19 protein-coding genes are annotated in these 21,447 nt (G+C 37.1%); 11 read left to right on the top strand and 8 right to left on the bottom strand.

The window, feature by feature from the left end:
• The first annotated feature begins 89 nt into the window (after positions 1-89).
• The 4 genes from QMN76_RS04630 to QMN76_RS04615 all read left to right on the top strand — a co-directional run bounded on the left by QMN76_RS04630 (position 90) and on the right by QMN76_RS04615 (position 5,908).
• The gene (locus QMN76_RS04630) at positions 90-1,283 is read left to right on the top strand and encodes a CCA tRNA nucleotidyltransferase (protein ID WP_282023642.1); all 1,194 of its coding nucleotides are present in this window, start codon (positions 90-92) and stop codon (positions 1,281-1,283) included.
• A 177-nt stretch (positions 1,284-1,460) separates the two neighbouring features.
• Positions 1,461-3,173 (top strand): ABC transporter ATP-binding protein, encoded by a 1,713-nt coding sequence (locus tag QMN76_RS04625; RefSeq protein WP_282023891.1) that lies wholly within the window; start codon positions 1,461-1,463, stop codon positions 3,171-3,173.
• Positions 3,174-3,233: 60 nt separating this feature from the next.
• Positions 3,234-4,334, top strand: a complete 1,101-nt coding sequence (locus tag QMN76_RS04620; RefSeq protein WP_282023643.1) for an HlyD family secretion protein — start codon at positions 3,234-3,236, stop codon at positions 4,332-4,334.
• Entirely contained in the window at positions 4,331-5,908 is a 1,578-nt protein-coding gene (locus QMN76_RS04615; protein WP_282023644.1) for a DHA2 family efflux MFS transporter permease subunit, read from the top strand. The genes QMN76_RS04620 and QMN76_RS04615 overlap by 4 nt, the downstream gene beginning before the upstream one ends.
• A gap of 64 nt (positions 5,909-5,972) precedes the next feature.
• Here the strand turns inward: QMN76_RS04615 and QMN76_RS04610 are convergent, their stop codons facing one another.
• The 4 genes from QMN76_RS04610 to gpmI form a co-directional block, all read right to left on the bottom strand.
• Positions 5,973-6,446: an RNA pyrophosphohydrolase gene (locus tag QMN76_RS04610; protein ID WP_034335872.1), complete on the bottom strand. Its 474-nt coding sequence runs from the start codon at positions 6,444-6,446 to the stop codon at positions 5,973-5,975.
• Positions 6,447-6,463: 17 nt separating this feature from the next.
• Positions 6,464-8,038, bottom strand: a complete 1,575-nt coding sequence (locus QMN76_RS04605) for a S41 family peptidase (RefSeq protein ID WP_034335875.1) — start codon at positions 8,036-8,038, stop codon at positions 6,464-6,466.
• Positions 8,039-8,157: 119 nt separating this feature from the next.
• Positions 8,158-9,180: a murein hydrolase activator EnvC family protein gene (locus tag QMN76_RS04600; RefSeq protein WP_282065766.1), complete on the bottom strand. Its 1,023-nt coding sequence runs from the start codon at positions 9,178-9,180 to the stop codon at positions 8,158-8,160.
• A 303-nt stretch (positions 9,181-9,483) separates the two neighbouring features.
• Positions 9,484-11,010 (bottom strand): 2,3-bisphosphoglycerate-independent phosphoglycerate mutase, encoded by a 1,527-nt coding sequence (gene gpmI / locus QMN76_RS04595; RefSeq protein ID WP_282023647.1) that lies wholly within the window; start codon positions 11,008-11,010, stop codon positions 9,484-9,486.
• A 582-nt stretch (positions 11,011-11,592) separates the two neighbouring features.
• On the opposite strand from gpmI, the gene msrB reads away from it, so the two are divergent.
• Positions 11,593-11,988, top strand: coding sequence for a peptide-methionine (R)-S-oxide reductase MsrB (gene msrB / locus QMN76_RS04590; RefSeq protein ID WP_282023648.1), 396 nt, complete (start codon positions 11,593-11,595; stop codon positions 11,986-11,988).
• 3 nt (positions 11,989-11,991) lie between these two features.
• On the opposite strand, the gene QMN76_RS04585 is transcribed toward msrB, so the two are convergent.
• The gene (locus QMN76_RS04585) at positions 11,992-13,170 is read right to left on the bottom strand and encodes an MFS transporter (protein ID WP_282023649.1); all 1,179 of its coding nucleotides are present in this window, start codon (positions 13,168-13,170) and stop codon (positions 11,992-11,994) included.
• Positions 13,171-13,418: 248 nt separating this feature from the next.
• On the opposite strand from QMN76_RS04585, the gene nirB reads away from it, so the two are divergent.
• From nirB to QMN76_RS04570, 4 genes are all read left to right on the top strand, one after another.
• Positions 13,419-15,935: a nitrite reductase large subunit NirB gene (gene nirB, locus QMN76_RS04580; RefSeq protein WP_328517258.1), complete on the top strand. Its 2,517-nt coding sequence runs from the start codon at positions 13,419-13,421 to the stop codon at positions 15,933-15,935.
• Between the two features lie 14 nt (positions 15,936-15,949).
• Entirely contained in the window at positions 15,950-16,279 is a 330-nt protein-coding gene (gene nirD / locus QMN76_RS10960) for a nitrite reductase small subunit NirD (RefSeq protein WP_034335885.1), read from the top strand.
• A gap of 130 nt (positions 16,280-16,409) precedes the next feature.
• A complete protein-coding gene (locus QMN76_RS04575) occupies positions 16,410-16,829 on the top strand; it encodes a hypothetical protein (protein WP_282023650.1) in 420 nt (139 codons plus the stop codon).
• A 29-nt stretch (positions 16,830-16,858) separates the two neighbouring features.
• Positions 16,859-17,272, top strand: coding sequence for a hypothetical protein (locus tag QMN76_RS04570; RefSeq protein ID WP_282023651.1), 414 nt, complete (start codon positions 16,859-16,861; stop codon positions 17,270-17,272).
• 40 nt (positions 17,273-17,312) lie between these two features.
• Here the strand turns inward: QMN76_RS04570 and QMN76_RS04565 are convergent, their stop codons facing one another.
• Together QMN76_RS04565 and greA are read right to left on the bottom strand one after the other, a co-directional pair.
• On the bottom strand, positions 17,313-18,515 hold the full coding sequence (locus tag QMN76_RS04565) for a threonine ammonia-lyase (RefSeq protein WP_282023652.1): 1,203 nt from the start codon (positions 18,513-18,515) through the stop codon (positions 17,313-17,315).
• 15 nt (positions 18,516-18,530) lie between these two features.
• Positions 18,531-19,007, bottom strand: coding sequence for a transcription elongation factor GreA (greA, locus tag QMN76_RS04560; RefSeq protein WP_034335892.1), 477 nt, complete (start codon positions 19,005-19,007; stop codon positions 18,531-18,533).
• A 173-nt stretch (positions 19,008-19,180) separates the two neighbouring features.
• Between greA and QMN76_RS04555 the strand changes: the two genes are divergently transcribed.
• Positions 19,181-20,284, top strand: coding sequence for a DUF1176 domain-containing protein (locus tag QMN76_RS04555; protein ID WP_034335896.1), 1,104 nt, complete (start codon positions 19,181-19,183; stop codon positions 20,282-20,284).
• A 16-nt stretch (positions 20,285-20,300) separates the two neighbouring features.
• A complete protein-coding gene (locus QMN76_RS04550) occupies positions 20,301-20,828 on the top strand; it encodes a chorismate--pyruvate lyase family protein (RefSeq protein WP_034335899.1) in 528 nt (175 codons plus the stop codon).
• 59 nt (positions 20,829-20,887) lie between these two features.
• On the opposite strand, the gene QMN76_RS04545 is transcribed toward QMN76_RS04550, so the two are convergent.
• Entirely contained in the window at positions 20,888-21,397 is a 510-nt protein-coding gene (locus QMN76_RS04545) for a phenolic acid decarboxylase (protein ID WP_034335907.1), read from the bottom strand.
• Between the last annotated feature and the right edge of the window lie 50 nt (positions 21,398-21,447).

The raw sequence follows: 21,447 nt of genomic DNA, 5'->3' as shown, positions 1-21,447 counted from the left end.
AAGATTGTATGAGCATACTGCAAGTTTTGTAAAATATTTTAGTTATATTTATATATAAAAACGAATTTTTTGATGAAAAAGGCTATGAAATGGGTATCATAGAGAAAATACCATGCTTAGATGATTTAAATCAAATATGGAATTCTTTGCCCGATGCGCGCTTGGTGGGGGGAGTTGTCAGAGATTTGTTGGCAAACAAACCTATTGCTGATATTGATCTTGCCACTTCCGAGCCTCCTGAAAAAGTGATGGAGACTTTGAAAAATAAAGGTATTTCTGTGATTCCGACAGGATTATCACATGGGACTGTTACTGCGGTGATCAATCATTGCCCGTATGAAATTACGACTTTACGTAAAGATGTTGTGACAGATGGTCGTCACGCTCAGGTTGTTTGGAGTAATAGTTGGGAAGAAGATGCCGCACGTAGAGACTTTACGATTAACGCGATGTATTGTGATAAAGAGGGCCATATTTGGGATTTCCATCATGGGCAAGCAGATTTAAAAGCTGGCATTATTCGCTTTATTGGTAATGCTAAGGAGCGGATCCAAGAAGATGTTTTACGTATATTACGTTTTTTTCGTTTTTACGCGCGATATGGTAAGGGAAAACCTGATAGTGAAGCCATTACTGCCATTCAATCTTTAAATAGTTTAATCTCAAACTTGTCCGCGGAACGTGTATGGTCAGAATTACAAAAGATTCTAATGGGACCGATTGCTGATCAAATTATAGGAATGATGGATCAGTATGATGTTTTGCCTGAGTTAATGCCCTTTGGTTATAATTTGTTTTTTTTTCAAAAATTTGTTCAGATTGGAGCTCCCCCTCAAGCGGTCTTGCGACTGGCTGGATTAGTTACAGCTTCCAGTCAAGTGGTTGCTAAGAAATTGCGGTTATCACGTAAACAAGAAAAGTTATTATGGGGATTGCAAAAAGATTATGAGATTGATCCTTTGAATACTGAAATTCAAAAAAGACAATTGCGTACTAAATATGATTTGGAATTACTTATAGGGAAAAGTTGGTTGCTACAAACCATGCCGTCTCATAATAAATCGCAAACTTGGAGTTTATGGCGGCACTCTTTGATGGATATGGAACAGCCTATTTTTCCCGTTATGGGGCAGGATTTAATTAATATTGGTATTCAACCAGGTCCTGATATAGGAAAAGCTTTAAAAACAATACAAGAATGGTGGTTGCATCATGGTTGCTATGCAGATCAACAAGAGTGTTTAAAGTGGTTTAAAAGCCACAGAGATAAAAGAATAAATTAAAACGTTTAATTCTTGTTGCTAAATGGGTTAAATAAAGAACGATGATATCGTGATATACGATTATTTTTGTAATTTTAAAGAAAATATATAGTGCCTACTATTTTAGAAAAACCAATCAAAAAAAATAAAAAACCGTTTTTTTCATCATTGTTTGGAAATAATCCAAGCTTTCCTTTTATGCAGCGTTTATGGAAGGAAGAAATCCGTTTTCATCCTAGGCGTATTGTTATCATTATTATTTTAACACTTATAATGGCGGGATTAACGGCTTTATATCCATTAGTAATTAAGCGTGCCCTTGATATGTTTAAGGATAATGACCCTCGAATTTTATATCAAGTGCCTTTGTTGGTAGTCATCGTAACAGCGGCCAAAGCAGCCTCTCAATATGGCCAAAGCTTGGCTATTCAAGGATTGGTTTTGGTTGTTATTCGTGGTTTGCAAAATAAAATGTTTTTGCATTTAGTTCATACGGATATTGCCAAGGTTGAAAAAGAGGCCCCTGCACAGCTAGCATCTCGTTTCACCACGGATGCACTTTCTATTCGTGAAGCAATGATCCGAGTAGTGAATGCTTTTGGTGATAGCATCACCGTGGTTGGTTTAGTTGCCTCTATGTTTTACATGGATTGGGAGCTCAGTTTGATTGCGGCTCTTTTATATCCAATTGCTGCGGTACCTATTCAAAAACTAGGGAAAAGAGTTCGTAGAGCGTCTGGTAATATGCAAGAACAAGTGGGTAAAACTGCCGCTTTATTGAATGAAACTTTCGCTCAGGCCAGAACTGTACGTGTTTATGGCATGGAAAAGCGTGAAATTGAACGTGCCGGGCATTCTTTTGATCAGCTTTACGATGCGACGCTCAAAATTATTAGTGGTCGAGCCAGAGTCGATCCAATTATGGAAGTTTTAGGTGGTACTGCCGTGGCTGCTGTATTAGGGTTTGCAGGCTGGCGGGCTGCTATGGGTGGCGCCACGCTAGGTGATTTTTCCGGGTTTGTAGCAGCATTGCTTTTGGCAGCGCGTCCCTTGCGCGCATTGGGCTCTTTGAGTGCAGCTATGCAAGAGGGAATTTCTGGTCTTGATCGTATTTTTAAAATGATTGATGAGCCTATTGAAATTATTGATAAAAAAGAGGTAACTCCTTTGCCAGCAGGGCAAGGAAACATTAAATTCGAGGATGTTCACTTTATTTATCCTGGCCGTGAATTGGGTTTGCAAGGTCTTGATTTTAATGTAGAGCCAGGACTAACAGTGGCTTTAGTAGGGCCTTCTGGTGCAGGGAAATCAACAGCGTTAACTTTGATTCCCAGGTTACATGATGTACAAAAAGGGCGCATCCTTTTTGATGGTGTTGATTTGCGTGATATTGCTATGGGTGAATTACGTTCTGCAATTGCTTATGTTCCTCAGGACCCATTATTATTTGATATGTCCGTATTAGAAAATATTTTGATAGGGAAACCTGAAGCAACACAAGAGGAAATACAACAAGTTCTTGATGGAGCTGCGGTGACATCATTTCTTCATAATTTGCCTCAAGGAGTTAATACCAGAGTAGGACATGGTGGCCAATTATTGTCTGGGGGACAAAGGCAACGTGTTGCTTTGGCCAGAGCTTTATTACGAAATCCACGTTTATTATTGTTAGATGAAGCAACGAGTGCTTTGGATACAGAAAGTGAATATATGGTTCAACAAGCTCTGGTAAAGTTACGCAAAGATCGCACGACATTAATTGTTGCGCATCGTTTATCTACAGTACGTGCTGCTGATTTAATTATTGTGATGCATGATGGTTTGGTCGCAGAGTGTGGAAATCATGAAGCATTAATGGATTATAATGGATTATATGCAAGATTAGTTCAAACTCAGGATTTAAATCGTTAATTTTTGATTATATGTATTAAATACTTATTTTAAAAATGTGATAGGCTTAAGGGAAAATAAATGACAGATGCGGAGGAAGGGGCGGATCAGCAATCCGCTTCTGCAACAGAAGATATACAAAATAAAAAAAAGCGTTCTTTTAAAAAATATATAATTATTTGTTTATCTATAATTTTAATTTTTGGTGCTGCGATTTATTGGTGGTTAACGCGGCATGATATTGATACAGATGACGCCTTTACTGCAGGGCGAATTGTGTATATCGCCCCTCATGTTAATGGATACGTAACTGACCTTTTAATTAATGATAACCAGTTCGTTCATAAAGGTCAGTTATTACTGAAAATTGACCCTAGAGATTATCAAGCAGCAAAAAAAGAAGCAGAAGGCAATTTAATTAGAGCTCAAGGTCAATATATTGCTTCTCAATATATGTTAGAAGTGGCCAAAAAGAACTATCCAGGTCAACTCAAAGTTGCTCAAGGGGATTTGGGTATTGCTAAATCTCAGGCCTTTAAAGCTAAAACAGAATATGTCAGACAGCACAGTATTGTTAAAGCTGCGACAACTCAACAAGCGATTGATTATTCTACGGCGGCTTATGATCAAGCTAAAGCAGAAATTACAAAGGCAGAAGGTAATTTATTAATTGCCGAACCAGTTGAAGCTAATATTCAAACGAGTAATAGTCAAATAAATGAACAAAAAGGTGCGCTGGAAGCCGCAGAAGCTAAATTAAGGCAGGCAGAGCTTAATTTAGGATGGACCGAGCTTAGGGCACCTCATGATGGTTGGATTTCTAAACGTAATGTTGAACAAGGGAATTATGTTACAACAGGCCAATCGATTATGGCTATTGTTGAACCCGAAGTTTGGGTGATTGCGAATTATAAAGAAACTCAAATTACAAATATGCGTCCTGGACAAAAAGTTAAAATTGATGTTGATGCTTATCCATTTTTAAATCTCAAGGGTCATATCGATTCTATTCAAGCTGGTACAGGGGCTGTGTTCAGTGCATTTCCTCCTGAAAATGCAACGGGTAACTATGTTAAAATTGTTCAACGTGTTCCTGTTAAAATTTTGATTGATGAAGGGTTAGATCCTAAAATCCCATTGGCTTTAGGACTTTCTGTTGTACCTACGGTCTATACAAAATGAGCCAAGCGATTGCACAAGAAGTTGATCGTGAGGACTGGAAACCAAAACACAATCCATGGTTGATTGCTGTTGTTGTAACGCTTGCTGCATTTATGGAAGTTTTGGATACGACAATTGTGAATGTGTCTTTACCTCATATTGCAGGAACGTTATCAACAACTTATGATAATGCAACTTGGTCTTTAACGGCTTATCTTGCAGCAAATGCAATTGTCTTAACAATCTCTGGATGGTTAGGGCGAGTCTTAGGGCGTAAGCGTTATTTCTTGATTTGTATTATTATGTTCACTCTATCTTCTTTCCTTTGTGGAATGGCCAGTAGTTTGGGAGAGCTAATTCTATTTCGCTTGATGCAAGGTTTTTTTGGAGGGGGGCTGCAACCTAACCAGCAATCCATTATTCTTGACATCTTTCCTCCTGATAAAAGAGGAGCAGCTTTTGGCTTAACAGCGATGGCAACAGTTGTTGCGCCTATTTTAGGCCCCTCATTAGGAGGATGGATTACAGATAGTTATTCTTGGCGTTGGGTTTTTTATCTGAATGTTCCTATTGGTATTGTGACGGTTTTTGCTGTTATGATGTTATTAGAAGACCCTCCTTGGGCTAAAAAACGCAAAGAACGTGTTGATGTCATTGGATTAACGTTAATTACTGTTGGGCTGGCGTGCCTTGAGGTCATGGTGGATCGTGGAGAGGATGCCGATTGGTTCGGATCAACCTCCATTTGTTGGTTGGCATTTTTTGCTGTTATTGGGATTGTTGGTGCGATTTTCTGGTTACTAAAAGCCAAAGACCCTGTTGTTGATTTGCGGGCTTTCAAAGATCGTAATTTTGCGGTCAGCTGTATTTTAATGGCAGGGTTGGGTGGTTGCTTATACGCTTCGGCTATTATTGTTCCGCAATTCTCGCAACAAATTATGGGCTATACAGCGTTTCTTTCAGGACTAGTTTTAACCCCAGGAGGAATAGTGATTGTATTTTTAATTCCTCTTGTCGGTCGCCTTATTAACTATGTGCAAATTCGATATGTCATTGCATTTGGTTTTTTTTGGATGGGGTGTTCAATGTTTATATCGGCACATCTTACCCCAACATTAGATTTTGATCATTTAGTTTTATATAGAATCTCACAAACAGCTTGTTTAGCATTTTTGTTTGTTCCTTTATCTACGATTGCGTTTATGACTATTCCTGCCAAATATAATGCCGATGCGTCAGCATTATTTAGTATGGTAAGGAATGTTTTAGGAGCGTTGTGTATTTCAGGCGCAACCGCTTTGGTCACTGAAACCAGGCAAGCTGATCAAGCACATATTGTTCATCATATGAGTCCCTTAAATCAGCCATATAATGAATATCTAGCGCACATGAAAGCAGTAGCTCAGCAGCTTGGTTATGCAGCGCAAGATCAAGCAACTTTTGCGATGAGTGCTTTATATAAGGATTTTCAAAAACAAACGGCGATATTAGCCTATAATGACGTTTTTATAATTATTGGTTTTTGTGCGTTTCTTTTAGTGCCTTTTTGTTTTTTTCTAGATGGTTATACAGCCAGAAAGAAAAAAAATAGATAAACGCTATAAAAAAAGACATTCACTTTTAAAGGAATGTCTTTTTTATTATGATTATTATTAAAAATTAGTCTTGAGTATATTTCTTAAAATGATCTGCTATTTTACAATATATAGTGTGCTTGTATCCAGTTTTAATGCGATCTAACTCGGTAATATCAATCCATTTCCATTCATCGAATTCTTTTTCAATATCGCTGTCCAGATTGATATCAGAATCTTTGCCAGTAAAACGAACTGCAAACCATTTTTGGGTTTGTCCTTTAAATTTACCTTTCAAAGGATTTTTAATAACATCAGGTGGAAAATCATAAGCCAGCCACTCTGGATATTCTTCTAAAACTTCGATTTGGTCTGTGCCAATTTCCTCGAATAATTCGCGTTTAATTGCTTCACAAGGGTCTTCATTGGCATCAATCCCCCCCTGAGGGAAAGACCAAATTCCTTCCTGAGCCAAATCATGGCGCAGTGCAATAAAGATTTTTCCCTTAGGGTTAAAAATAATTGCTGCAACATTGCGGCGATAAGGAAGGTCAGTCATGATTTATATCCTATGAATTAGTGAGCAGCAGGAACGTTGTTTTGAGGTGGTTTTTGCTCATTATTAGCAGGTTTGTTTTCGTTTGCAGGTTTTGGTGTTTTTGCTGCTGGTGGTAATGGTTTGCTCTGATCTTTATTTTTTTTCCATACCTCAGGGTGCATGACAGGATCAGGTTTAATGACAGGAATTGGTGTGTCTTTTTCAACAGGTAATCCGGCCATAGAACGTACGACCTTTAATCCTTGCTGCAATTGAAAATCTGTGGCTGGATTGGCGTAATCATATTTAGGCCAGTTTTTAGGTGGCTGTTTTGGAATAGAACCGGCAATTGCGGGAAGATCATTTCTGACAGGTGGTTTTTCTTTGTTACCCCCTTCATTTTTGATAATGTGGTCAAGATCAGCTTCACGAATGCTGAATTCTGGTTCATCGTAACTATCTTGAACAGGAATGTCAGGGGTAATGCCCAGTCCTTGGATAGAACGACCAGAAGGGGTATAATAACGTGCAATGGTTAAACGAATAGCCCCGTTTCCTGGAATTGGCATAATAGATTGTACAGAACCTTTACCAAAAGTTTTGCCACCCAGAATGATCGCTCTACGATGATCTTGCAGTGCACCTGAAACAATTTCACTTGCAGAGGCCGAACCACCATTGGTTAAAACAACAATCGGAAGACCATTCGTAATATCTTTTCCACTGGCATTCCAACGTTGACTTTCTTTGGGGTCACGGGCTTTTGTTGAAACAATTGCGCCATCTTTGATAAAGTCACGACTTACTGCAATGGCTTGGTCTAATAGTCCACCAGGGTCGTTTCGAAGATCTATAATTAATCCAGCGAGTTTGCCACCAGCTTCTTTTTGAAGTTTTTCATACGCTTTTAACATACCTTTTTCGGTTTCTTCGTTGAACTGAGAAATGCGAATATAACCGATTTTTCCGTATAAAGCTGATTTAATGACTTGAATATGAATGATCTCACGCGTCATTGTGACTTTGATAGGTTTAGGTGTTTTTAACCTTAACAAAGTCAGTGTAATAGGGGTGTTGGGCTTTCCGCGCATTTTGTCAACAGCGGCATTCAAAGGTGTACCATCAATATTTTTACCATCAATAGCGATAATATAATCTCCAGCTTTGATACCAGCTCTAGCAGCAGGGGTGCCATCAATTGGAGAAACGACTTTAATATGGCCGTCTTCTTCTTGGACTTCCAAGCCTAATCCACCAAATTCACCTTTGGTTTGGATTTCCATATTATGATATTGCTTTTCAGTCATATAAGAGCTGTGTGGATCAAGCCCTGTTAACATCCCGTTTAAGGCATTGGTAATCAGATCGCGATCGGAAACAGGCTCAACATAATTAGCGCGAACCCGTTCAAAAACATCACCAAACAAGGTTAGTAAACGATAGGTTTCAGCACTTTTATCAGCATTTGTTTGGTCTTTTTTTACTTCTTGAGCCAAGGCTTGGACAATGAGATGGTTATTCGAAAAAGAAGACCATTGTCCCAATTGGGATCCAATTCCAAGCCCAACAATTAATAATCCAGTACTAACAAGCAGCCCTTTACGGAACTTCATGCTGATTTTCTCCTGATGACCTATCCCTTAAGGGAGGATTAACGTGAATAATGAAATCCAAAATCTTATTGTATTCTTTATGTATATTCTTTCTAGTATAAAATTAGAAAAAAATCGACTTATAAAAATGGTGATGGATTAATTGCGCGCTCACCATGTCTTAGCTGTACAAATAATGTTGGTCGCCCCGTGTTACCACCTCCAGACCACACAGGCATTCGACCTATGGCGACGCCTTTGCTGATACTTTGTCCAACACCTACATTTAAAGCACCCATACCAGCCAAGACAAAACGGTAATTTTTGCCGCAATTCAGAATAACCATTTGACCATATCCACGAAACGGGCTGGCGAATTCAATTTGTCCATTGCAAGGCGCACGAACCGAGGCCATAGATTGAGGTGCATAGGTTGTCCCTTGGGCTGGTCCAGTATCGGTTGAACTGCCCCACAAAGAAACGACGCGTCCTGCAACGGGGGCTTCTTTACTATTGGAACTGAGTCCTGGGCCATCATTACTTTGGGTAATAGTTTTAATTTCTTTTCTTGCAGATTCAGCTTTGGCTTGGTTTTTTAAACGTTCTGCTGCCAGCGCTTCGGCTCTTAAACGATTTTCTGCTGCTTGTCTTGAGGCCGTGATTTTACGAATAGCATCATTGATGTTGCTGGCTTTGGCCGCAGCTTGGGCTGCATCTTGGGAAACTTTAAACGCAGCTGAAGCAGAACGTTTTTGAATAGCTCTGGCTTCTTCTGTAGCTTTGGCTAGTTGATTGCGTTGTTGTTCTTGTTCTTTATGTAGTGCTTCTAGTTTTTTTGTTTCTTCAGTCAGTTTATTTTTTAATTCATCCAACTCTGTTTTGTGTTTTTTGATAAGTTGCGCTTTTTGCTCTAGCTGAGCAGAAATGCCTTTAATGACAGAAAGACCAAGGGTGGAGCGTGATGATTGTGGAGCTGCCAGTAATGTATCGGTTGGATACAGAGAAAGCCGTTCCATAACAGGTAAGAACTTAGAAAAATGCTTAGATTCTTCTTGGAGTTTTTGATCTAAAAGAGCAATTTTCTTTTTAAAATCTTCTATTTGTTCTGCTAATAATACAGATTTTTTTTCGGTAGTCTGTAAAGTCTGTGAAGCTTTGAGCATTTCTTGATTGAGTTGCTCTGCTTTTTTACGATCTTCAGAGGCCTTTTTAACAGCATCAGCTTTTTGTTGCTGTAAATTTTTAAGTTGGTTGGCGGTTTGTTGTTTTTGTTGTTGCAGTTTTATTTGCGCTTCTTTAGCTTGTTCGAAAGCTTCTTTGGCAGAAGTATTTTTTTCTGCTGCGGCAGGATAATTTGTGAAAAAGGCAACAAGAAAAAGGGCACAACTGCCCCTTAAAACGATTTTTACAGATCGTTTAAAAGTAAAAGGGGTATGTTGTGCAACTCGTTTCAGAAAGCCCTCATATTATTCTTTAATCAGTGACTTTCCTGTCATTTCTTTGGGTTGAGGTAAATTCAACAATTTTAATATTGTCGGTGACAAATCTGCCAAACGACCATCACGTAATTGAACCCCAGGAACCCCCTCTAAAATCACAGGAACTTTGTCCAAAGTATGTTGTGTATGAGGTTCCCCAGTAATTGGGTCTACCATAATTTCACAGTTACCATGATCGGCGGTAATTAACAAAGCACCATTTTGTCCTTTAATGGCTTTTACAATTTCACCTAAACTTTTGTCAACGGCTTCAACTGCTCTAATAGCCGCATCTAGCTTTCCTGTGTGTCCAACCATGTCTGGATTAGCGAAATTAACAACGATCAAATCATATTTTGCACTGCTAATTGCTTGAACAATTTTTGAAGTAAGTTCTGGCGCAGACATTTCTGGTTGTAGGTCATAGGTCGCAACTTTTGGAGAGTTAACCAAAATACGATCTTCACCAGGGAAAGGTTCTTCACGTCCACCATTAAAGAAATAAGTAACATGTGGGTATTTTTCTGTTTCCGCTGAACGAAGTTGTTTTAACCCAGCTTTAGAAACGATTTCACCAATGACATTTTCATAAGAATCAGGTGGGAATAATACGCCCATATATTTGGTTAATACGTCACTATATTGTGTCATCCCCAGAACTTTAGAAAATTTAACGATTTTAGAACGTTTAAATCCATCAAAGTCAGGGAACAAAAACGCATCCATTAGTTGGCGAATACGGTCTGCACGGAAGTTGAAGGACAAAATACCATCATTATCGTTCATACCTTGATAATCACCAATCACAGTAGGAAGGATGAATTCATCAGTAATTTTTTCTTTGTAAGAATCTGTAATGGCAGATAACGCATCTGATTTATGAGGCCCTTCGCCAGAAACCAAAGCATCATAAGCTTTGCTTACTCGATCCCAACGGTTATCACGGTCCATAGCATAATAACGCCCAGAGACAGTTGCAATTTTAACTTCTTTGGGGAGTTCTTTTAAAGCTTCTGATATAAAATCTTTGGCTGATTCAGGTGGGGTATCACGTCCATCTGTAAATACATGTAAAGTTACTTTGATTCCTGCTGCATGCAAAGATTTTGCAAGACCGACAGCATGGTCTTGATGAGAATGAACCCCACCAGGAGAGAACAATCCAAGTAAATGGCAAGTCCCACCATTTTTCTTTAACGTTTCAATAAAATCAACCATCAAAGGTCTTTGAAGAATAGAACCATCTTTGACAGCTTTACCGATTTTAGGGAGCTCTTGCATAATGATGCGGCCCGCACCAATATTCATATGTCCTACTTCTGAATTTCCCATTTGCCCTTCGGGAAGACCAACATCTTCACCACTAGCTTCAAGTAAAGCATGAGGGCATTCATTTAGGAGATAATCCAAGTTAGGAGTATTGGCATTTGCAATAGCATTATTTTTGTGTTCTGGATTATATCCAAACCCATCAAGAATGGTTAACATAACGGGACGATATTTTGTTTGAGACATTTTATATCCTATTCATTGAAACAAGTAAAAAATTAAATAAATGTTTTGTAATGTGCATTATAGAATGAGCTGATAAGAATATTATGGATACCACTATAACATAATAACAGACATTGCTTGTGAATTTTTTATAAAAATAGTAAATGTTTTTATATAGTAAAAGTGTGTTTTGAATGTGTTTATCAATAGATAATATAATTATTAGGTATATGGTTGTGATATGCAAGATGTAATAAAAAGTTTTTCAAATTATAACCTAGAATTACTTGAAAATCTAAGATTTTTGCAAAAAGCAGATAAGGCGCTCATAGCATTATGTTTAAATATATTAGAGAAAATCTGTATTGGATATAAAAATTGAGGTTAATTGCTGCTTGAGATAATATCGAAAGTTCAATTCACTATTTTAAAGGTGAGGATCTTCATAAAATTATAGCTTTAAATCGATAGTTTAATATATTTTTTGAGTGCATTTCCTTTTAATTTTATGGCTTAAAAAAAGAATACTTGATTATTTCCATTTTGATAAAACATATATAAAATATATATAAATAAATATTTTAAGTATGCAAAGTTTTATAAATGACAGATCAAATAGCAAAAGAACATTTATGGTTCTCTGACTTATCTTGTGAACAATTAAACGTAATGCGCGATCATGGAACCGAGCCTCCTGGAAGCAGCCCTTTAAATTACGAAAAGCGCCCTGGCACATATTATTGTGCGGGGTGTCAGACCCCTTTGTTTCATGGGGATATGAAATATGACAGTGGTTGTGGATGGCCTGCTTTTTTTACTGTTATAGAGGGAGCGGTTGAGATGGAGATTGATCATAGTCACCATATGACCAGAACTGAGGTTCATTGCGCGCGTTGCAAAGCACATTTAGGCCATATTTTCCCTGATGGCCCTATGCCTACAGGTGAACGTTATTGTATTAATGGTGTTTCCTTGAAGTTTAAAAAAGAAAATGTTTGATATTTAAGAGATTTTATAGGGAGAGTTGCTGTTATTGGCGACCAGCCAGAAGCAGAGTCCAATGACGGCAATCAAAGATAATGCAAGAAAAGCCATGTTATAATGGTAGTGTTTTGCTATTATACCTGCGATAGAAGGACTGAGAGAGGCACCAATCCCTTGAACGGTCATAATAATTCCTATTCCACTATTAATACGCCCCGATCCACTTAGGATTTTAGCCGTAAGGCCGGGAACTGCAACTCCCATCAATCCAGCGCCTATGCCGTCCAACATTTGCACAGGGATTAGAATAAAAGGATGTTGGATCATGCCTGCTAATAACCCTCTGATTGGTAATGCGATTAAGGCAAAGATAAAAATAGATTTGTAACCTTTAGTTTGCGCCATTTGAGATGCCAGTAACGCCATAGGGATCATGGTCATTTGGGCGATAATAATAGTTAATGCAGTGTAAGTCCCAGCATTTCCAGCAGTGCCTCTGGCTACCATAGCTTGACTTAATAAAGGCAACATTGCAGCATTAGCTAGGTGAAACAAAGTAACCGTAATTGCTAATACTAAAAGATGTGTATTTTTCAAAAGATCGGAAATAGGTCTGGGGTCTTTTTGGGTTTCATTCAGTCCTCTGGCAGCTTTATAATCAATTTTCTCGGGGCGAATAAATTGAATCGTGATGATGGATAATATTGTCCAAATAACCATTAAGGCAAAGACAGCTTTTAACCCAAAATAATAACTGAAGATCCCAGTCATCATTGCTGAACATGCATTGCCACCATGATTATAAGATTCATTGCGTCCCAATTGATGATCAAATCCTTTTTGTCCAACCAGCCCAAGCGTAATAGCATTAATGGCTGGAGGAATGGCAGCTCCGGCAATAGCGGTCAGGATCTGTGTAGATAAAGTCACGTAAAAAAAGGGATAATAATAGTTTAAACAGCAGGCTAAAATAATTATCAGTGCTGAAATTATAATTATTGCACGTTTCGTATGAATAATATCAGCCAAGGTGCTGATAGGGGCGGTAATAATCATACCTGTCAAACCACTGATCGTCATTACCCAACCAATCTGGTCTACTTCCCAATGGTTTTGCTGTAAGAACACAGCTAAAAAAGGCCCAAGCCCATCGCGAACATCAGAAATGAAAAAATTGAGCAAGTTTAGTGGTATCATGTTCATACTGCAATATTTTCTATAAATAAATAGTGTTGGTGTAATAGCTCATAGTAATTCGTAAATATTTTTAAATACAATATTTATAAACAAAAACCGAGATATACTTATTTACAAATAATCACTTTTGATAAGCTATAGAACTATACTTTGTGATTATTGTTCTATGTAAATATGAGTGGTAACATTTTGGTTACTATAACTAATGATTAACATTGTTTGAATTTTTTCATCAAAGTGAGGCAATTATGGATCCGATTAAATTGATTATTATTGGAAATGGAATGGTAGGGCATAAATTTGTTGATGAGCTGTATAATAAAGCAGATCAGAACCAGTTTGATGTTACTATATTTTGTGCAGAACCATATGTTGCTTATGATCGTGTTCATCTCTCATCATATTTTTCAGATTATCAAGCTTCATCTTTATCTTTGGTTCCCCAGGGATTTTATGAAAATCATCATGTCCAACTTCTGCTTGGAGAGCAAGCGGTCTCTATCGATTGCCAAAAGAAAGAAGTCTATGGTGCTTCAGGTTGTATAGTTCCATATGATAAATTAGTTATTGCGACAGGCTCCAATGCTTATGTTCCGCCTATTCCTGGGGCTGATGGTAAAGATTGTTTTGTTTATCGAAGCTTAACTGATCTGGATAAGATTGCTGATTGTGCCAAACGTAGTAAAGTAGGCGCCGTTGTTGGTGGTGGTTTGTTAGGACTAGAAGCAGCAGGAGCTTTACGAAAATTACGAATTGAGACTCATGTTGTAGAATTTGCACCTATTTTGATGTGTGAACAGCTTGATGAAATGGGTGGTCAGCTTCTTCGTAAAAAAATAGAAGCAATGGATATCACTATTCACACGCATAAAAATACCAAACAGATTATTGATGCCGAGCATGGTAAGATAATGCAATTTGCAGACGGTTCATCCATTGCAATTGACTTTATTGTTTTTGCGACAGGTATTCGTCCAAATGATGCTTTGGCAAAACAAAGTCAGCTTTTGATAGGTCAAAAAGGTGGTATTCAGATTAATGAATATTGTCAGACTTCTAATCCCGATATTTATGCGATTGGAGAATGTGCGGTCTGGAATAGTCAGATTTTTGGCTTAGTTGCACCAGGGTATAAAATGGCACAAATTGCAATTGATCACTTATTGGGTGAGGATACAGCCCCGTTTGTTGGTGCAGATATGAGTGCCAAATTAAAATTATTAGGCGTAGATGTTGGAAGTATTGGTGATGCAAAAGGTCGAACACCATCAGCAAATAGTTATATTTACTTAGATGAAAAACAAGAAATTTATAAACGTCTCATTGTAAGTGGGGATAATAAAAAACTATTGGGTGCTGTCTTAGTAGGGGATACATCTGATTACGGTAATTTGTTACAATTAATGTTGAACCAAATTGACTTGCCAGAACATCCTGATGCATTGATTTTACCTTCTTATACAGGAAGCAAACCTATTATTGGTGTTGAATCTTTACCAGATAGTGCGCCCATTTGCTCTTGTCTGGATGTGACAAAAGGCCAAATTGTTGCCGCTATTCAAGCGGGATGTCATACAGTAGATGAAATCAAAGCAACCACAAAAGCTGGAACTGGATGTGGTGGGTGTATCCCAATGGTTACACAAGTTTTGAATGCAGAGTTAAGTAAGCAGGGAATCGAGGTTAAGAAACAACTTTGTGCTCATTTTGCTTATACAAGACAAGAGCTATACCATTTAATCAAAGTTGGTAATATTAAAACATTCCAAGAGCTTCTTAAGAAACATGGTCAGGGTTATGGTTGTGAGATTTGTAAACCAACAGCAGCATCTTTATTTGCTTCTTGTTGGAATGAATATGTTTTGAAACCTGAATTAGTTTCGTTACAAGATTCTAATGATAATTTTTTAGGAAATATCCAAAAAGACGGCACCTATTCTATAATTCCTCGCTCTGCTGGAGGGGAAATAACACCTGATGGATTAATTGCTGTGGGTGAAATTGCTAAAAAATATAATTTATATTCTAAGATCACGGGCTCTCAACGAATAGCGTTGTTTGGTGCGAAATTAAATGAGTTACCAGAAATTTGGAAAGCCTTAATTGCTGCTGGATTTGAAACAGGACATGCTTATGCCAAAGCATTACGAATGGCAAAAACATGTGTTGGCAGTGAATGGTGTCGATTTGGTGTTGGTGACAGTGTTGCCTTTGGCGTAGAAATTGAGAATAGATATAAAGGAATCAGAACACCTCATAAGATGAAAATTGGTGTTTCAGGGTGTACTCGTGAATGTGCCGAGGCTCAGGGTAAAGATATTGGCTTGATAGCAACCGAAAAGGGGTGGAACTTATATGTTTGTGGAAACGGTGGAATGACACCTCGTCATGCTGATTTATTAGCTGGGAATTTAGACCGTGAAACTGTTGTAAAATATATGGATCGTTTTATGATGTTCTATATTCGTACCGCTGATAAATTACAGAGAACTGCGGTATGGTTACAATCCTTAGAAGGTGGCATTGATTACTTACGCAGTGTGATTATTGATGATAAATTAGGAATTAATGCTGAGTTGGAAAAGGATATAACAGGTTTACGCGAACAATTTAAATGTGAATGGAAAGAAACTGTTGAAAATCCACAATATCAGAAACGATTTGCACATTTTATGAATAGTGACTTACCTGATAATTTTGTGCAAATGGTCTCTGAACGTCAGCAACATCGTCCTGCAAAACCAGAAGAACGTATTTTTAGTTAAAGAGGAGAAGAATAATGAGTGAATGGATAACAATCTGCCAAATTAATGATCTTATACCTCAGACAGGAATATGTGCTTTAGTTAAAAATGAGCATGTAGCGATATTTCGACCAACAGAAAATAAAGAATTATACGCGATCAGTAATATTGATCCTTTTGCAAAAGCGAGCGTGTTATCAAGAGGTTTGATTGGTGAGCATAAAGGTGATTTATGGGTTGCCAGCCCTTTGAAAAAGCAACGTTTTCGACTGAAGGATGGTGTTTGTTTAGAAGATGTTGCGTATAATATTAAAGCTTATGACGTACGTGTAAGTAACGATAGTGTGGAGATCAGAGTAGATTAGGTTTTTAAAACGCATCAATGTTAAGGTAGGAGATACTATTTGATGAATATAGTATCTCTTACTTGTTTTTGGTAAGGTTGCTTTATTGGTAAATAATATATTGATTTATATTATAGAATAGAGAACGGTAATGGATGAAATGTGTTCGGATGAACGAGAACAATTCTCTTTAAAAATTACAGATTTTATTTCGCATGAACTAAAGCTTCCTTCAGAGAATGTTACGCCTGATCTTATTATAAATAAAGGTCAGCATATGTTAGATTCAGAACAAATTCATATGATATTGGCGCGTATTGCTGATGATACAGGCATATCTATGACTTTGTTGCGACGTGTTTTTCCGTATGATCGTTATTTTATAACTTGGAAATCTGCTGGGTTAGTGATGATGGGGATTGCAATTTTTGTTTTAGCAATCATAACTTTTTTTATAGGCGAAGGTACAGGTATGGGCTTCTTTGTATTACCTTTATTTTTCTTGATTGAGGCGATAGCTTTCATAAAATATATTAAAATTTTTTTATCAGGCGTGGAAATCCAGGATTAACAATTAAATTATTTATAGAAATTATTTTATTGATCATAAATAAACATCGTAATGAGTTGGCTTGTGATGTGCAGCCTCAAGAGCGCCAATTATGGCGTAAAAAAATTTATGAGGTATGTTATCGATATAAGAATATCTTTTGGTCAGATAACGAGTTTCTTCCTGCGTTAATAGTTCCTTTATCTGATCCTGATGAATTTGATTTGCCACCTTTAGTAGAAGAATGTGCAGAAGTAATGTCACTTTCTTTTGAAATAATTGATCAATCCGGAATCTATGACAAATATATAGAATATGATGAAGATGAATTGTTAACAATTGTGCATTTTGCAGATTTGCTAATTGATTTTTGGGCAGAAAATCAGATAAAGTTGCAAAACAAAAATACGCCGACTTCAGGGTTGAAATTAAATATTATAGATAAAATTAGATATCATGAGTAAGAACATAGAGTTATTGAGAAACTCTATGTTTGTAAAAGGATTATATTCTTTCCACTGTATATTTTGCTTGTAAATACTCTACAATTTCTTGAGAATGTTCGGCACTACGTGCTTCAATCATAATTTCCAGAACTGCTGATTGCACGCTGGAGGTTGTGAAAAGACGTTGATGAGAAACTTCTATGATATTGCCATTCATTTCAGTCCCGATAATATGAGATATATCAGCCAAAACACCAGGGCGATCAGGAATAAAGAACCGTAATCTTAGCAAACGCCCTTCACGTAAAAGGGTGCGTAATAATGTATTGGCTAAAATACGTGTATCAATATTTGCCCCGCTGATTGGATAAGCAATATTTTTGTTTTTAAATCGTTCTGGATAGGTTAAAATCGCAGCCAAAGCATTGGCTCCAGACCCTTCCGTCACTTGCTTGGCATGTTCAGCGGTCAAAGTGATCGCATCTTCAATAGCTTGCTCAGGGACAGAAATAATATCATGAACGTATTTCTTAATAACTTCAGAAGTATGTTGTCCTAATTTACGAACGGCAGTACCTTCGGCAATGGTTGCGCCACCTAATACAGGTAAATCTTTGTTCTGAGCAATAGAATAAGAGAAAAATTGATCACTCTGTACGCCAATAACTTTTGTATATGGGCGTAAAGCTGCGGCAGCTACGGCAAAACCAGAAATTAATCCACCCCCTCCAACAGGGACAAGCAAATAATCAATATCTCCAGGGGCATCTTCAAAAATCTCTAATGCTGCTGTACCTTGTCCAGCCATAACCCCAATGTCATCATAAGGATGAACAAAAATGCGACCATCTTTGGCCGCCAGTTGATCTGCGAATAAAGAAGCTTGTGTAAAATCTTCACCTTCTAAAATAATTTTCGCACCCCATGCAGCCGTACGATTGACTTTGGAAACAGGGGTAAATTTAGGCATAACGATGACGGCATCTATGCCCATTAATTGTGAATGTCGAGCGACACCTTGGGCATGATTTCCCGCTGATACAGTAATTATCCCACGTTTCTTCTCGTCCTCGGTAAGCATGGCCAACCGATTTGCCGCACCTCTTTCTTTAAAAGAACCAACAGATTGCAGGTTTTCAAGCTTTAAAGTAACATTAGCATTAATGCGTTTGGACAAAGATTGACAAGCAATCGTAGGAGTACGAACAACGCGGCCTTTAATCCGTTCAGCGGCGGCATAGATATCATCAATAGAAAGCATTATTTTAAACCAGACCTAAGCACCATAAGTTATATCAAGGATTTCATAAGAGCGATCTCCGCCAGGTGCAGGGACGGAAACTGTCGATCCTTTTTCTTTACCGATCAGGGCTTTTGCCAGAGGGGAAGAAATAGAAAGTAACCCTAACTTAATATCAGCTTCATGAACACCTACGATTTGATAGGTAATTTCTTTGTCGGTTTCTTCATCAACTAACAAAATTTTTGCACCGAATTTAACGGTATTTCCAGATAAAGTTGATGGATCAATAACTTGTGCAGAAGAAATAATTTGCTCAAGCTCTAAAATACGTCCTTCTGTAAACGATTGGCGATCACGAGCCGCATCATATTCTGCGTTTTCAGATAAATCACCATGGCTGCGTGCTTCTGCAATTGCACGAATAATTTCAGGGCGTTCCTTATCTTTGAGACGACGAAGCTCTTCCTCCAGACGTTGAAGCCCCTGAGCCGTCATTGGAAATTTTTGCAAGATTAACTATCCTTAAAAAAACGAACAATAGAGTAGTATAGCGAAAGTAATTGTAATAATAAATAGCTTTCTAAAGAAACAAATTTAGATATTTTAAATATGTTATTAATTCCTAAAAGATTGTCAAATATATTTATAATATGATTACGATGTTGATAGGGATACATATCTAAATGAATTTTTGTAAAAGTTTTTTCTTAATAATCGGTTTTTGGTTGTATCTTGGATCAACAGCTTATGCGGATGGGATATCTTTTGAGCATAAAGATTGGCAAATCGTTTGTGATAATACGCTTACATGCCGTGCAGCTGGATACTCTGTTGAAGATGCAAAAAATCGAGTTACTGTTTTGTTAGTTCGAAAAGCAGGAATAGGGCAGGATGTTTCTGCTTTGGTTAAGTTTGCAGATATAGATGATCAAACTGTTAAAACTACCAATAAAGTAACGTTAAAAATTGCAGATAAATCCTATGGTAAACTGGGATCAGAATCTATCCAAGATATTAATGATAAGCAAACCACAAATTCTTTAACAAAAGAACAAACACAAATATTAATATTAGCACTTAAAGGCACTTCCAAGATTGCTTTTGTTGATAAAAATGAAGAATGGGTATTGCCTGGAGATGGTGCCGTTGCAGTTTTGTTAAAAATGGATGAAGTACAAGGGCGTGTTGGTACGAGCTCAGCTTTGATTAAAAAAGGAAACCAACCTGAGAGTAAAGTTTTACCTGCATTACCAAAGCCTGTAATATTTCAGAAGCCTTTAATAAAAGGGGATCCAAAATCATGGCAATCTAAAGTTAATTGGTATGTTCTAAAACAAAAACTGTCAAACGGTAAGGATCTTGGTCCAGATAAGGAAAGAGGAGATTATAATTCTTGTGATCTATTGATAAAGGGTGACAGTGAATATAATAAATTTGATCCAAAAGTGGTCGCTATATTACCAAATAACCAATTATTAATTAGTGGTTTATGTGCGAGAGGAGCCTACAATGAAGTTTATGGTTATTGGATAATTAATCAACAAGAACCTTACCAACCTAAACTAATCACAACTATGGCGGATGGTGCTATTGATGATATTATAGAAGGTGATGAAATTTCATCAAGCAGTAAAGATAGAGGAATAGGGGACTGTTGGTCTCATAAATCTTGGATATGGAATGGTAAGAATTTTGTTAAAGCATATGATGGTAATAGTGGAATTTGTCGTAATATTGAAGCCGGTGGAGCTTGGAATTTACCAACTTATGTTACCACTGTTAAATAGGTTTTGAGTGCATAAAATGATCAAACTATGCTGGCAAAATTATAATGAGATTAAGGATCAACTTTCTATTGTTGAAAAGGATTGGCTGTTTGATAAGGGTTCTTTAACAAAAAGATTAATAGAATTAAGCCAGAATGCATTTTCGCTAGAAATATTATCAGAAAAAAAACAATTTCTAAGAGAGGATGAATATACAATTTTAAATATTTCCTCTTTACAACAAGCATGGGTGAGAGAGGTTATTTTAAAAGGAAATGATACCCCATGGGTTTATGCACGCAGTATTATTTTATCAGATTCTATAAAAGAAAATGATCCAGAGACTTTGAAAAATATAGGAAAACAACCTCTTGGGTCCATGTTGTTTAATAGAGGAAGTTTCAATAGGTCTATTATAGAGGTAACCCGTTATCCCAAAGAAATTATCTCTTTAGAATATATCCATACCTATTTGTGGGCAAGGCGATCCTGCTTTAAAAGCAATACACAGACAATCCTTGTACAAGAAATATTCTTGCCAGAATTTTGGAAGGCAAATTTATAAACATAGTATTATTTCTTTACTATCTTCATAAATTTACTTTGTAACCTGATATAACATATTTATAAGTTTAAATTGTGAGGAAAGTCTGCAGGTAATTCACTTGCTGCACATGCAATGACGCTTTCATTATTTATCCCACGATCCTTGATGAAAGTAATATTGGCAAATTCATCAATAATTTCAATTGGGTAGGTTGGTCCAGCCTCGCGGTAAAATTCCATTAGAGCAATTTGATCATTTTGAAAGCCTTTGCATCTTTCTGGGTGGTTAATAACCCAACGAGGGAAAAAGATGGTGCCTTGATAGAAGTTATCTTGTAGATTAATAACGATCCCTACATTAATGCCTGTTGGTTCTGTCCATGAAATTTTGCAGATTTCTTCTCCAATGCGAGCGATACTAACGGGTTGATTTTTAACCCATTTTTGACCAACAATACCGTAATGAATTCGATAATCAACGAGCTGTTCGTTTTTTATATAAAGTTCATAATTCCAACCATTATCATAAGTAAACATAAGTTGTTTACCTAGAAAATATGAGAGATCTTTTCTATCAAAAGTTGACATAGAAATTTCCTTTAATACTCATAGAACATACATATATTCTATACTTTATT

This window comes from Commensalibacter papalotli (ex Botero et al. 2024), from assembly GCF_947179115.1.
Lineage (GTDB): Bacteria > Pseudomonadota > Alphaproteobacteria > Acetobacterales > Acetobacteraceae > Commensalibacter > Commensalibacter papalotli.
This window is presented reverse-complemented; position numbering and strand designations above follow the sequence as displayed.